Annotated in this window: 10 protein-coding genes and 1 riboswitch; of the genes, 2 read left to right on the forward strand and 8 right to left on the reverse strand. The window is 66.3% G+C overall.

The annotated features are described in order from the left end of the window. Positions 1 to 24: 24 nt before the first annotated feature. The 7 genes from efeU to LOZ83_RS20060 all read right to left on the reverse strand — a co-directional run bounded on the left by efeU (position 25) and on the right by LOZ83_RS20060 (position 10,258). Positions 25 to 2,034, reverse strand: coding sequence for an iron uptake transporter permease EfeU (gene efeU, locus LOZ83_RS20030; protein ID WP_236792381.1), 2,010 nt, complete (start codon positions 2,032 to 2,034; stop codon positions 25 to 27). A gap of 144 nt (positions 2,035 to 2,178) precedes the next feature. Next, a complete protein-coding gene (locus tag LOZ83_RS20035) occupies positions 2,179 to 3,801 on the reverse strand; it encodes an NRAMP family divalent metal transporter (RefSeq protein ID WP_236792382.1) in 1,623 nt (540 codons plus the stop codon). Positions 3,802 to 4,088: 287 nt separating this feature from the next. Next, a riboswitch (M-box (ykoK) riboswitch) is annotated at positions 4,089 to 4,264 on the reverse strand. A 300-nt stretch (positions 4,265 to 4,564) separates the two neighbouring features. Next, positions 4,565 to 5,788, reverse strand: coding sequence for an LCP family protein (locus tag LOZ83_RS20040; RefSeq protein ID WP_236792383.1), 1,224 nt, complete (start codon positions 5,786 to 5,788; stop codon positions 4,565 to 4,567). 981 nt (positions 5,789 to 6,769) lie between these two features. Beyond that, positions 6,770 to 7,300, reverse strand: coding sequence for a VOC family protein (locus LOZ83_RS20045; protein ID WP_236792384.1), 531 nt, complete (start codon positions 7,298 to 7,300; stop codon positions 6,770 to 6,772). A gap of 1,333 nt (positions 7,301 to 8,633) precedes the next feature. Further along, positions 8,634 to 8,930, reverse strand: a complete 297-nt coding sequence (locus tag LOZ83_RS20050; protein WP_236792385.1) for a YciI family protein — start codon at positions 8,928 to 8,930, stop codon at positions 8,634 to 8,636. A 66-nt stretch (positions 8,931 to 8,996) separates the two neighbouring features. Next, a complete protein-coding gene (locus LOZ83_RS20055) occupies positions 8,997 to 9,956 on the reverse strand; it encodes a TIGR03086 family metal-binding protein (protein ID WP_236792386.1) in 960 nt (319 codons plus the stop codon). Then, complete coding sequence (locus tag LOZ83_RS20060) at positions 9,953 to 10,258, reverse strand: helix-turn-helix transcriptional regulator (protein ID WP_236792387.1); 306 nt, start codon at positions 10,256 to 10,258, stop codon at positions 9,953 to 9,955. Before LOZ83_RS20060 ends, LOZ83_RS20055 begins: the two co-directional genes overlap by 4 nt. 323 nt (positions 10,259 to 10,581) lie before the next feature. Here LOZ83_RS20060 and LOZ83_RS20065 point away from each other — a divergent pair, with 323 nt between their 5' ends. Both LOZ83_RS20065 and LOZ83_RS20070 read left to right on the forward strand, forming a co-directional pair. Beyond that, on the forward strand, positions 10,582 to 10,749 hold the full coding sequence (locus LOZ83_RS20065; protein ID WP_236792388.1) for a hypothetical protein: 168 nt from the start codon (positions 10,582 to 10,584) through the stop codon (positions 10,747 to 10,749). Positions 10,750 to 11,114: 365 nt separating this feature from the next. Next, a complete protein-coding gene (locus LOZ83_RS20070) occupies positions 11,115 to 11,897 on the forward strand; it encodes a recombinase family protein (protein ID WP_236792389.1) in 783 nt (260 codons plus the stop codon). Positions 11,898 to 12,644: 747 nt separating this feature from the next. Here the strand turns inward: LOZ83_RS20070 and LOZ83_RS20075 are convergent. Further along, positions 12,645 to 13,277, reverse strand: coding sequence for a GAP family protein (locus LOZ83_RS20075; protein WP_236792390.1), 633 nt, complete (start codon positions 13,275 to 13,277; stop codon positions 12,645 to 12,647). Positions 13,278 to 13,295 lie beyond the last annotated feature (18 nt).

Genomic DNA, 13,295 nt, shown 5'->3' on the forward strand with positions numbered 1-13,295 from the left:
TCGTAACCGTCTTGATCACCGTGGTCAGGCGTGCCGGATTTCCAGCAGATCGGGAATGGGCGCCAGGGTTTCCAGCGCTTGGCCGATGGCCGCGTTCACGCGCTGACGTTGTGCGGGTGGCGCGGTCCGCGGGCTCGCGGTGGTGGCGTTGAGCGCGGCCTCGAGCGTGTCCAGGTCCGTTTTCGCGGCAGCCACCAGCCCGGCGCGGCGCGCATTGACGAGCGGGGTGAGCTCGTCGAGCACCACCCGGGTGGCCTCGACGTCGGCGAGTGTCTCCTGGTAGGCGGAGCCGGCACCTTGGTCGGAGTTGCCGGAGAGCTTGTCCCGCAACGCGTCTTCGAGGATCTCGTGCGCGCGTATCGGGAGATCGGCCGGATCGGCGGTGATCGCCGGCAGTTTCTGCCGCAGCGTGGCCAGATCCTGGCCCAGCTGATCGGCGATCGGCGCCAGGTCGGCGGCGCTCTGGCCGTGCCACAGGCCGTATTCGATACGCCGCAGACCGGTGAAGTCCTTGTCGTTGACCCCGTCGGCCAGGCCGTTCGGTTGCCCATCGATGGCGTCGGCGAGGTCGCCGAAGCTGCCGTAGGCCGCACCGACACGTTCCCACGTGAGCTGCGCCTGCAGCCAGTCCACTTTGGCGCCTCCGACGTCCCCGCCGGACAGCGCGGCTCGCAGGGCGTCCACCTGGGTGGCCATTGTGGACAGTTGCGGCGTCACGTAGTCCTGGTACTGCTTCAGCGGGCCGTCGAGGTCCCCATCGCGTACCGGCAGCACTGCGGGCAGCGCGAGCCCGCCGGCGCCGGTGGCGGCGAGCGTCGCCGAGGTCTGCACGGGCACTCCGGACATCACACAGCGCCACGCGTACTCGCCGGCGGTCAGGTTGACCGGCATGCTCCGCTGGGTGCCGGGCGCGATGCCCTCGATCTCGCCGATGACCCCGCCGTCGCTGGTGTGGATCAGATAGATCTCGCCGGAGCGTCCGGACTTGTTGACGATGGTGAACTGCTGCTGCCCCGCGGTGAGGGAACCGGAGTCCGGGGCACAGGCCGAGGCGGTGATGGTGACCTGTGCGTTACTCGTCTGAGACGACGGGACCACCAGTGCGAACACCCCGGCCGCCAGCAACGGCACCACGATCGCGGCGGTGACGACGATCCACCGCTTGCGCACCCGGGGCGTGCCCGGCTCGGCCTCGACTTCCTCGGTGACCGGCTTTTCCGCGACGGTCTTGGGCTTGCGGAAGAACGCGGTCAGCACGACAGCCAGATAGACAAGGTAGGCGACCACCTGCAGCCAGGTCATGCTGGGCGTCAGGTTCAGCACACCCCGGATGAGGGTGACCCACCACGCGTCCGGCGAGACCGTGGCGGTGAGGTCGAAGGCGAGCCAACTGTGGCCGGGCAGCACGCCCGCGCCCTGGAGATCACCGAGACCGTAGGCGAGCACCCCGGCAGCGATCACGATGAGCAGCACAGCGGTGCGCGAAAAGAACACGCCCAGGTTGAGCCGGAACGCGCTGCGGTAGAGCAGCCAGCACAGCAGGACCGCGATCGCGATGCCGATCGCCGCGCCGATCAGCGGCGCCGTGGACTCACCGGCGGCCTGCACCGTGGTCCACAGGAACAGCGCGGTTTCCAGGCCTTCCCGGCCGACGGCGAGGAAGGCGGTCAGCGCGAGCGCGCCGGCGCCGATCTGTACGGCGCCGCTGACTTTCGCGGACAGCTCACCGGACAGGCCGCGTGCGGTCCGTCGCATCCAGAACACCATCGCCGTGACCAGGCAGACCGCGATCAGGCTGAGTGTCCCGCCGAAGGCCTCCTGCGCGGTGGTCGACAGCGCGGCGCGCGAGAACGTGAGCACCGCACCGAAACCGACCGCGAGCGTCGCGGCCACCAGTACGCCCAGCCAGATCGGAGCCGGTGAGGTCTTGGCACCTGTGCGCTTGAGGGCGGCCAGCAGAATGCTGACCACCAGACCGGCTTCCAGCCCCTCCCGCAGCCCGATGAGCAGATTTGGCACACTATCGGCCCACACGCGCAACTCCTCCAGCAAACCCAGGCGTAGGTTGGTTTGCCTTACCTTAGATGCGAAGCGCGTGAAAGATAAGGTAGCCAATCCTTATTTGGCCGTTAGTTTGCCTAACTCGCACAGCGTGCGGGCACGACCGCTGGGGCGTCGTCAGCGGCTGAGGGCTACACCCACGAGCTTGACGACGACGAGGATCATCGCGATCAGGAGGTAGCCGCGCAGGGCGCTCATGCCGATGCGGCGGGCGGCGGACATGGCCGGGCGGGCCAGGGTGTCCAGTGCTGGCATGCGCCAGTGCGCACGCCCGGACCGATCGATCAGTTGCGCGGTGCCCTTGCGGCGGAACGCGACGAAGCCGCCGGCCAGCACACCGATCGCGGCGCAGCCGCCCATGATGTCCAGGATGGTTCCGGCGGTGATGTCCGGGAACAGCACCGACGCGGTGAGCACGATCGAGAGGATGACCAGCACCCCGACGACGGCGGCGGTGAACAGGTTGGTCCTGCGGCCGTTGACCCAGGGGCCGAGCACCTCGTTGTCGTTGCACAGCAACAGCAGGAACACCGTCGCGGACGGCAGTAGCACCCCGGCCAGGGTCTGCACGCCTTCGGTCACCAGGCCGAGCGGGGAGCCGGGGATCAGCACGATCGCCGCGGCGGCGGCAACCAGTGCGGCGTAGACGGCGTAGAAGCCCTTCGCGCCGCGGACGCCGCGGTGAAGCGAATGCTTCATGCCCAGCACATCACCGATCGCGTAAGCCGTGGACAACGACACCGCGAAGGCGCCGATGATGGAAGCGTCGAGCAGCGCGATCGCGAACAGCACCCCCGCGAGCTTGTCCGCGCGCGTAGCCAGGCCATGCGCGATCCCGGCGGCGTCACCGAAGTTGCCGAACCCGCCGGTGCCGGCGAACGCCGCCGCGGCGAGGCCCATCATTGCCGCCGCTCCGATGATCACGATCGCGATGCCGAGCCACAAGTCGACCTTCTCGTAACGGATGAATCGTGGCGTAATGCGCTTGTCGATGACGTAGGACTGCTGGAAGAACAGTTGCCACGGCGCGACTGTCGTGCCGACGATGCCGATGATCAGCAGCATCACGGTCGACAGGCCGCCCGCGCCGCCCGGCAGGGTCGGAATCACGAACCCGGCCAGCATGTCCGAAGTGGACGGGTGTGCCAGGAAGTAGATCGGCACGAGCAGCAGGGACGCCGCGCACAGCGTGATCGCGATCCGCTCGAACCGGCGGAACGACCCGGTGAACGCCGAGGCGACGATGATCACCCCAGCCACCACGACGGACGCGATCTTGGGCAGGCCCAGGTAGCCGGTGGCCAGGGTGATCCCGATGAACTCGGTCACCAGCGTCAGGGCATTGAGCAGGAACAGGTCGAGTACGCTGAACGCACCCCAGAACTTCCCGAACCGCTCCAGAATCAGCCGGGCGTGCCCTACGCCGGTGACGGCGCCGAGGCGCAGCACCATCTCCTGGTTGACGTAGAGCACCGGGACCAGCAACAGCAGCGTCCACAGCAGGTGGGTGCCGTAGTTCTGGCCGGCCTGGCCGTAGGTGGCGAACGCGCCGGCGTCGTTGTCACCGACCATGACGATCAAGCCGGGGCCCACGATGGCCAGCAGTGTCTTGAGCTTGGCGGACAGGCCACGGCGGGCGCCGGTGTCGTCCACGCGGATGGTGCCCAGCGCGCCGCGGATGTCGCCGACGTGGGCCTCGTCCAGCACAGCGGGGCGCGTGGTTTCGGTGGTGGCGATCATGACAAGCCTCCTAGCCCCCAGCAACTGGGGGAGGGCAGGGGCATGGGCAGCCGGGTTTTCCCGTTGCAGCACAAGGACACCTGCCCAGGCGTCGGTGTTGCCTCGGCGGGGTGCACGCGTTGGGAAAGTGGTTACCGCATGCCGGAAGGATGTGAGGACAGGCGGGGCAGGGGCCGACTGTGGCCCGGACTACTACAACTGCAATCCATGTCTCTCGCCTCCTTCCGGCCGGGACACCCGCAGCGGTGTCGTGTCGGCGCGGCAAGGGGCACCGGCCCGAACAGGCCGGTTCACCCCAACTCGTCAGAGCTTTGGCACTTCACGGCGTAATCCCACCCGGAGTGGGAAGCCACTTGGCCTCACCCCTTAGGCCGGGGAGAGGTGTCCTGAACCTGGGCGTCTCTCGACGTCGTCGGGTCAGTGGCCTGTATCCGTGAAGACGCCTCACCGAACGAGGTGCCACTCACAAAATCCGTAGTAACCATACGCCCTCGCCCGTCAGGTGTTACACCCCGAGTGTCAGAGACCGTCGTCACGCCCGACGGGGAACGTGCCACCCCGCTGTCGCGATGGGCGGCACAGCAATCGGATCGTGCCGACGCTCCCACCGCGGCCAGCCCGCCCAGTATGTAGGCGCTGGCGAAGGGGACGCCGAGGCAATGGGATACACGCAGGTCGAACACGCTGCCGGCGGTCGCGCCGGTCATGGCAGACCTCGAATCGGTGCGGGTAGTGGCTGCGCCATATCGTCCATTGTGGATCTCTATTTCACGCAGGGGATTCCGCCGCCGCTCAGTGCGGACAGCGCGTTGGCCGTGTCCGGAGTGGAGGGAGGCGGGGTGCTGGGCGTGCTCGACACGTGGTTCGGCGCGGGTGGGCTGACGTCGGCGCCGATAACCACGCGTACGTGTCCGGCCGGGACGTCGGTGTCGGCTGCGCTGGTGAGCCCGCCCAGGGCGCCGGCGATTGCGTTCGCCGCCGTCGACGCGTTGCTGCCGTAGTACACCGTGGAACGGGACAGATGGTGTGAGTCGGTGCTCAGGTGGCCCTTGCTGTAGCCCTGCGCCGCCAGTAGTTGCTGGACCTGCACGGCCAAGCCGTTACGGCTGGTGGCGTTCATAACGTCTACTGTGGCCGATGGACCGCTGGACGCAGCCGGCGTAGCCGCCGTGGAGGTGCTGCCACTGTTTCCGCTTGTTCCGAGCAGTTGGGACACGGTGGCGCGAACCTGGGCGAGGTTGACGATGTTGACGTCCTCGCCGATCGGGTCCTTGCCGAAGTGGTCGATCGGCAGTGTCACGAACGTGACGTTGCCACTGGTCAGGTTGAATGCCTGCCGGGCGAGCAAGAGTAGGTCGAGGTTGGCGTCGACGGCGGTGTTTTGTTTGGCCACGGTCAGGTTGCCTTGGAGTTTGGCACGTTCGGTGAACGTGCCTGCCTGCTTGAGCTGGTAGGCCAGTGACGCGATGAACGCCTGCTGGCGGCGTTCCCGGTCCAGGTCGGTGAAGTTCAGCGACGGATGGACGTTGTCACGGCGCTGGCGGCCGAACGTCACTGCTTGTTCGGCGTTGATCTGTTTCTGTCCTTTGTGGAAGTTCGTGCCGGAGTAGCTGTCCTGGGTGTCCTCGTTGACGCACACCGTCACGGGCTGCACCACTTGCGCGATCTGGAAGAACGCCACCAGGGCGACTTCGACGAAGTGGTCGATAGTGACGCCGCCGAGGAATTGGCGCACGGTGTCGATCTCCGCCTTGCGCCCGGCCTCACGCGCCTGCTGCTCGCGCTGTGCGGTGTTCGTCGCACCCTGTGCGGCCAGTTGTTTGGCCTTGGCGTCGAACGGCAGCCCATAGGCCTGTTTGATCTTGCCTTTGCACTGGTTGTCGGGGCAGCCGTCGAGGTCGACGTAGTCGTCGCGGGGGATGCAGATCGAGGTGGCCTTGCCGCCGTCGCCGGGCACGGCCTGGGCGTATTGGTTCGCCTTGGCCATGGTCGGCGCTTTTGGGACGACGACGGTGGGCGTGCCGCATGTTGGATTCAATGTTCCATATGTTCTATCTGCTGGTTTCTATTGTATTGTCTTGATCGTCGTATTTGCACGCTGATTTGGCGTCGAGCGAACGCTGTCGGTACATGGAATCAACACGGTCCGCCGGGAATCGTTCTATTGGGCGGCCGTGGTCGCGACGTCCGCGGTGGGGGATTTGACCGCGACGACGTTGAACGGTCGATCGTGCTATTCGCCGCGCTGATCCTCGTTCCCACGGCGGGCTACCGCTGGCTGAGGTGGGTTGGACGCCGCGAGGCAGATGCCTCTATTGTGGACGGTGACATTGTCGGTGCTGCCACCGTGCGGAAGGCAAGGCAAGCGGTCAGCTCTCAGCGCGCTGTCCGCGCCGGAGCGAGAGCGCCACGACCTCGCTCAACGATTGCACGACGGACCGATTCAGACATTGCCAGCAGCCGGCGTGGTGCTTCCCCGAACCGGATCCCGTAGCTCACAAGGGTTCACCCCATACACGAGCAAGGGGAGCATCCGGCAGTTACGGACACTGACCGAGGACATCCTTCGCACAGATATTCCTGCTGCGGATCTCACCACATCCGGATGCCGGGCGAGAGCCGGCCCGCGGACATCACCGGCGAACAAGCACTGATCATCGCCCGCAGCGCGGGAACTCGTACGCAGCGTCGTACGACACACCAACTAGAACCACCAATGCCGGCGGCGCGCTGTCCCTCCGATCAGGTTCAGAGACGAGTTCCGCGGTCACGATCCAATTGCGGTAGAACCTTGGGCAATGCCGCCAAGGTCACACATGCTTGTTGTGGCTCGCGGCTTTGTAGCCGATCATCCAGCAGCGAGACCCGGCTCTTTCGTTACCCCAGAACAGGCTCGGCGTGTCCACCCGCGGTAGGCAGACGCACCACCTGGAGACGCGCGGAGTGTCAAGCCATCCACTCGGCCGCCTCATTGACCAGACGTCAGCTTTTTGAGCGTTCCCCAGAACTGGTCGACCGCCGGCGATTGCTCCATCAGTTCGACGAACACGCCATCGAGCGGCCCACCTCCCAGGCTGGCCGTACGCGCCGGTGAGTCAGGCGATGTCTTGTCGTAAACGATCGAGCAGTCGGTGTTGACAAACCGGCCGATGGGTTCTCCCAGCACCGGAACCTGAAAGGCCAGGTGGTGCAGTCCTTCGCCGCGCTCAGTGAGAAAGGCACCGTGAGGAGACTCATGATCCAGGGGCTGAATAATCTCCAGAAACAGATTGTCGAGTCGTAGGACACCGACAGATACTCGAAGATCTGGTGTCGTGCTGCTGTCCGTGAGCTCAGCGGTGTCGACGTCCGGCACAGACCAGCCTTCGACCCCGAACATGGTGCCCAGATACTCGAGACTGCGGTCCCGGTCCGCAACGACGATCCCGACGTGGTGTACACCACCGAGAGTTGGCTTCGCTTCCATGATCCACGGACGGCCGAGGCCAGTCACTTCCACGGGAGCGAGCGAGTACGTCCATGCCGAGGTAGTGGCGGCCTTCGATCCGCTCGTTGTCGCCGGGGAAGCGCGAAGGCAGCGGTACGCTGGAAGACGGTGAGCCAGGCAGCCTGTTCCGCGATGACCGGGATAGCCTGAATACCGGAGGAGCCGGTCCCCCTTGGTATAGACAAGCAGGGACTGATCTGAGTCCAGAGCGCGAGGTAGCGGCGCGTCGCGGACCTGACCCGGGCCCACCCGCAGCGCCACCGACGCGTTGACCCTCATCGCAGGACACCATCCATCCCTTCGCCGGAGGCGCCATGCGCGCCATGCACTGCCGCGACCTGCCTTGGCCCACCGATGTTCTCGCCGGCGTCGGCGGAGCGCAGGTCACCCTGTCGTACTTCATCGAACCCAACCCCGGCCGGCACGGCTGGCGGCGGCGGTACAGATCAACGAGAAGGCCCTGGCCGAAGATGAGAGGCGAGCCAGGTCCAGCAACGACACCGGCGAATGGTTCTTCGACTCTGATCACCAGAGCGCGCCGGGGTCCTTGCACACCGACATCTGGACCGGCTGCCGAAACAAGGCACACGACCGCAGCGAGGATGGCGCTCGCTGCGCCGAGGTCCTCTCGATCGAGACGACGGACGTCGACGTCTGGACACCGGTCGCCCAGCACATCACCGCCCCCACCGGCACCAGCGACCAACTCGTTCCTGCCTCAACAGCGCGATCTCACTGCACTGCGGACTGATCATCACCGCCGGGACAGACCTCACACAACCCGCGCCTGATGTCGCGAAAACCAACCGCAGCAACGATTCCTCGTCCAATCGCCACACGACTCAATGGCGAAGATCGACTCCATTCCCAGTCAACCCGAGGCCCTCGTCGCCTTCGCGGCGCCCGACACCGGGTACGGCACCACCGGCTACCCCGCCGATGCCCTCGCCTCCGATTGCCTACCCGGCGGACGCTGGACCACCACCGGCGCCATCACCGATATCACTGCCAAACAACCCGAACTGATCATCTCGGCAACGAGTTCTACTCCCAAGTCCCACCGACGACCTTCGCGACTAACCTCACCAACGTCGTTGACACGCGTCCGTCGGCCGTGGTCGTTCGTACCCCTGTGGCAAGGGGAACATCCAAAGAAATGAGGCGGAACCCTTTCGCCCGCCATCCGCCGGGTCTCAGAGTTGACGCTGGGCTGGCTGGGTTCAGGCTACCTGTCACATCGCAGCTGCGGGTGCCCACCGCATTCGGCGGCGACGGCGGCAAACCTGGCAGGCGCGGGGGAGCGGCGCCCCGATCGCGGGGCGCCGCTCGATGGAACTGTTTTAGTTCACATTCCCGGCATGGTGAGGCACTCGAGGACCTCGATGGTGCCGATCTGGGTGTGGGGGTGGTTTTCGAGGATCGCGTCAAGTGCGTCGCGGGATTTGGCCTGAAGGACCGAGTAGCCGCCGATGGACTTGTCGTCGCCAGACACGGGTGAGCCGCCGTCGACGACGGCGTCGCCGGCCTTGGCGAACCAGTCCATCCAGGCCTGCATGCCCGCCTGCTGTTGCTCGGGGGTGGCGTTGGCCATCTGCTCGGCGGCCGAGACGTCGGCGCGGTAGAGAACGAGGAAGTTGGTCATGTTCTTCTCCTTGGTGTTGTGAGGGATTTTTGGGTCTGGGGTCGGTCCTGGGCCTTGCCGTCCTTGTCAGCTCAGGGAACGGCCCGAGTATGCGGCAAGCCGGTCCAATGCGCCGGCTTCAGCGGGAGCGTCCACCGCTGCGCGGAAGACACCGCGCTCGCGGCTGCCGTCGATGGTCGGGAGTCCGCGCTGGGACACGTAGGCGACGAGTTCGTCGGAGACCTTCATGGTCTTGCCGCTCGCTCTGGCGAAGTCCCAACCATGCAGCAGCAGCTCCAACGAGAGGATTGTTTTGGCGGTGTCGGCGGGAAGGTCGCCGCCGACGATCGTGTCGCCGCGGTGCGCCAGCCACGCCTTGATCACCTCGCCGGTCATCTCCGAGACACACGCCTCCAGCGAACCGCCGTCAGGGCGGGTCACCGTCGCGCCGGCCATGTCCCCCAAGGTCGTCAGCGACCCGAACAGGTGCTCCGCAAGGGCGTGGCAGTCGTAGTCGTCGCATGGCGTCGGCCTCGTCCGGTCCTCGTCACGCAAGCCGCGCAAGATCGGCTGCAACGCCGCCAGCGATGCCTCGGCCGCGATCAGAGGGTCGATGGGGTCGGGAGCCCAGGCCCACTCGTCGGTGCCGGCGTCACCGGTGGCAACGTAGCGCTGCAGGCGGTCGAAGTAGTGGTTCCAGCCCTCGGCGTGGGAGGCGGCCTGCGCCGCCGTCAGGCCCTCGTGCACCAGGGTTATCCGAGTGCTCTCACCGACGGGCTCGAGCGTGATCGTGACCGTGGACATGTCCGGCGCGAGCTCATCGCCTTCCCAACCCCAGCCGAAGACTACCCGCTTGCCCGGCTCGATCTCCTTGAAAGTGCCACTGGCGCGGTGGCCAGGTGTCACAGTCCAGTGGTACGCACCGCCGACTCGCAGGTCGACCCGCGCCGACACCGTCTGCCAGCGGCGCAGCCGCTCCGGCTGGGTGACAAGTGCGAACGCCTCGTCGAGCCCGACAGGCAGCACGACGGTCTTGGTGAACGTCATCCGTTATCCCTCATCTTCTTCGCGTCGGCGACGAGTTGATCCAACTCATCGGTCCAAAAGCGGTCGATCTCGGCTTGTAGCGCCCGCAGCCCATCCGGAACCACGCGGTAGTGACGTTCTCGGCCGACCTTCCGCGCCTCGACCAACCCAACCTCGGCCAGCAGCAACAGGTGCTGCGAGATCGCCGAACGCGTCACCGGAAACTCGCTCGCGATCTCAGAGACCGTCCGGGACCCCGAAGCGAGCAACTGCAGGATCCGGCGCCGCGTCGGCTCCGCTGCGGCGCTGAGTGGGTCGGTCACCACGAATACGTTAGCAGCGACTAACGCATTCTGCCAATCCCGCAAGCCGTGTGCCGACGCCGCTCGCAGCGCCGTCCGGGCGTGCCACTTGCCGAGTCCGAGCCGAGATCGCGAAGCCGATGTCGGCTACCTCGTTGCTGATGCGCTAGGCGGACCGGTACCGGGGACCCGCGTCAGCGGGAGTCGGCGCCGGACTGCATCGTGATCACCGCCGCGCGCGATCTCGACACGGTGCGAAACGCCGTGTACCTCGGAGCGGTGTACTACCTCGTCAAGCCGTTCGGCTTCGACCAGCTGCGCGCCCAGCTCGACGCGTACCGTGAATGGCACCCGAACACAACGCCGCTGGCGAGGCGGATCAGGCCACAGTGGACAGTTTGTACAACATCCTGCGCGGCCCGTCCTCGGCGCTGCGCGGCATCGGTCCGGTCGGGTTCTACGGACGTTGCTCGACCGAGGACAACCAGGGCCCGGAGACGCCGCACGGTTGACAGCTCGCCAACGCACAGAAGTTCGCTGAGCCGCTCGGTGGGCGTGTCGTCGCGGATTACTTCGACGTGGGCCAGTCCCGGTCCGTGCGGTCGGAGCGGCGAGGCGGTCCGGCTACTACTGGTCGCGTTGAAGGACCCTGCGCGTGGGTGAAACGCCCTGGTTGTTAGCGGGGGGATGCGCTGTTGGTTCGGGAACCAGTTCTCCCTGATCGCACCCAAGTTCGCCGCATACGGGGTTGATCTGTGGGTGCCTGAGCTGGGCGGGAAGTTCGATCCACGGAACGAACAGTCGTTGCCCCTCCGCGCGGCGGCCGGAGCAGAATCCGCACCGTCCGGTCGATGGTTGGCAGGGCAGTTCGGTGAGAATGGTTTTGGAGAACCCGCGCTACACCGGTTATGCGTTCTTCGGCCGTTGGACGAAACAGGAGACATTGCTCGACCCGGAAGGCGTCTCGGCTGGCAATGTCGTGCGGTTCCGACGCGCCGAGCCCGTCCGCGTCGTTCGCTCGCGGCGCCCGGCGCATCCCGAGATCATCTCTGTGAAGGATTTCACCAGGGCACAGCTCATGCGCCGCTCGAAGGGTGCGAGTGGTTTACGTACCGCGCGCACGACCGAGCGGACCCGGACGACGATCAAGCCGCCGTTCCTGTTCCGTGGGCGCATCCGGCACGCCGGCTGCGGTCGGAAGATGGCGGGCAGTCCGCGGGCCCACGGCATCCATTACCGCTACCCCGCGCGAACCCTGGCGCTCGGCTCGTTGGCGCTCGCTGATCATCCGCCGACCGTGTACCTGAGGGAGGCGATTCCGGCGGAGGCAGCCGGGTGGATTGGCGGACTGTTCGCCCGGGAGAATGTTGATCGGACGGTAGCGGCGCTGATTGCCTCGCAACCGGCGACGGGTGGCCTGGCCGATGACCGAGCGACGGCGAAGCATCGGTTGGCTGACGCCGAGACGCGGTTGCGACGACCGCAGGCAGCGGCGCGGGCGGAGTTGGACAACGTGCCGGAGCTGACCACGGCGACCGATGCCAAGGTGTATGCGCCGATCGACTCGCTTGGCGACGTGGGAACGGCCCTCGCAGGACCGAAACCGGAGAAGGCCGCAAGCCCATACGACCTGCTACGACCACGAAGCCACTGCGGCTGACGTGACTATCCGTCCGATGAAAGGGGTGAATAGTGTGCGTGTCCGAGGGGGAGTTGCACACTATTCACCCGGCTACAGGTGGGCGACGCGTAGACGGCTGCATGCTCTGCTATGGGTCGAGGGCGCGTCGCTGCACTGAACTGGCGCGGAGGCGGTGTAGTGCGTGTCTCAGTGAGCAACTCGGGAAGCGAGTCCTGTTAACACTCCCGCGCCGACTAGTAGCGCCAGCGTGAGTGCGGCGAGCAGCACGGCGGGCCATCCCGCTGGGACAGTTCGCCTTCGGTAATTGACGCCGAGTGCTCCGATGCAGGCAATGATCGGCGTTGACCAGATCCAGTGCGGAAACCGTACGAGGCCGAGAATCGAAAGTGCGAGTATGGCGAGGCCGATTAGCCATGCGCCGACATACGAGTTCCGGAAGATCGGGCCCGTCGTCTACATGCGCGCCGCGGTACCCGGTGTTCTCGCTCTCCTGCTCATCGGCATCGCGGTTGCGGCCGTCGCCTGGCTCGTGCCGGAGTTGGTCCTGCTGCCGAGCTCCTCCCGCGTCAACGCCGCGGTCTGCCGTCCAGACGTGGGGGCCGTCACGGCAGCGGTCGAACCAGACCGCCACGGTGGACGCGATGGCCAGTTGCAGTCGTCGGCCGGCACCGTTCGAGAGCGCGGGCGCCTGCACGAAAGGCTAGGAATGGCAGCGAGCGGCGCTGGAGGACCCGGTGCACCGGTGAATTCCCCTCGGGACGTTGGTCACACGAGGTGAGCGATGCCCGAGACGATGAGGTACACGCCGAAGCCGGCCGCGACGATGATAATGATGGTGCGGCCGTGTTTTGCCAGCCAGGTGTTCACGACCGTGACACCCCGGACCGTGGCGTCGGGCCAGATGGTGTGGGCGATGATCGGTATCTCGATCATCAGCATGTAGATCGCGGCGATGAGGATGATGCTCAGCACGGTCACCAGCAGGCTGGCGTGTCCCTTGGCGATGGCATGCAGCGAGGCCAGGTACAGCGGCGACGGCGTGTACATGAGTATGCCGATGCCCAGAACCCCGATCAGCCCGAGTTCGCGGCGCTGCTTGGCGGCTTTGGGCCCACGCGGCGGCCGGAAGTAGATCACCATGGCGGAGCCCACCAGCAGGATGCCGATGGCGAGGTCGATCCACGGCGACACCGTGTGGTGCTTCGCGCCCTCGACTCCGCTGCCCTGCAACACCAGCACGACGACAAAGCCGACGACCAGGGTGATGAGCACCGCACCGGCCAGGAAGATCAACGCCCGCTTTCGGGGATGGGGGTTGACCAGCAGGAATGCGATGAAAAGCAGAGCAGACGGGGAAATCGCCGCGCCCAGCGCGGCGGGTACGGCTTCGGACAACATCGCTGACACTCCTCCGCG

It is taken from the genome of Amycolatopsis sp. GM8 (genome assembly GCF_021653975.1).
Classification (GTDB): domain Bacteria; phylum Actinomycetota; class Actinomycetes; order Mycobacteriales; family Pseudonocardiaceae; genus Amycolatopsis_E.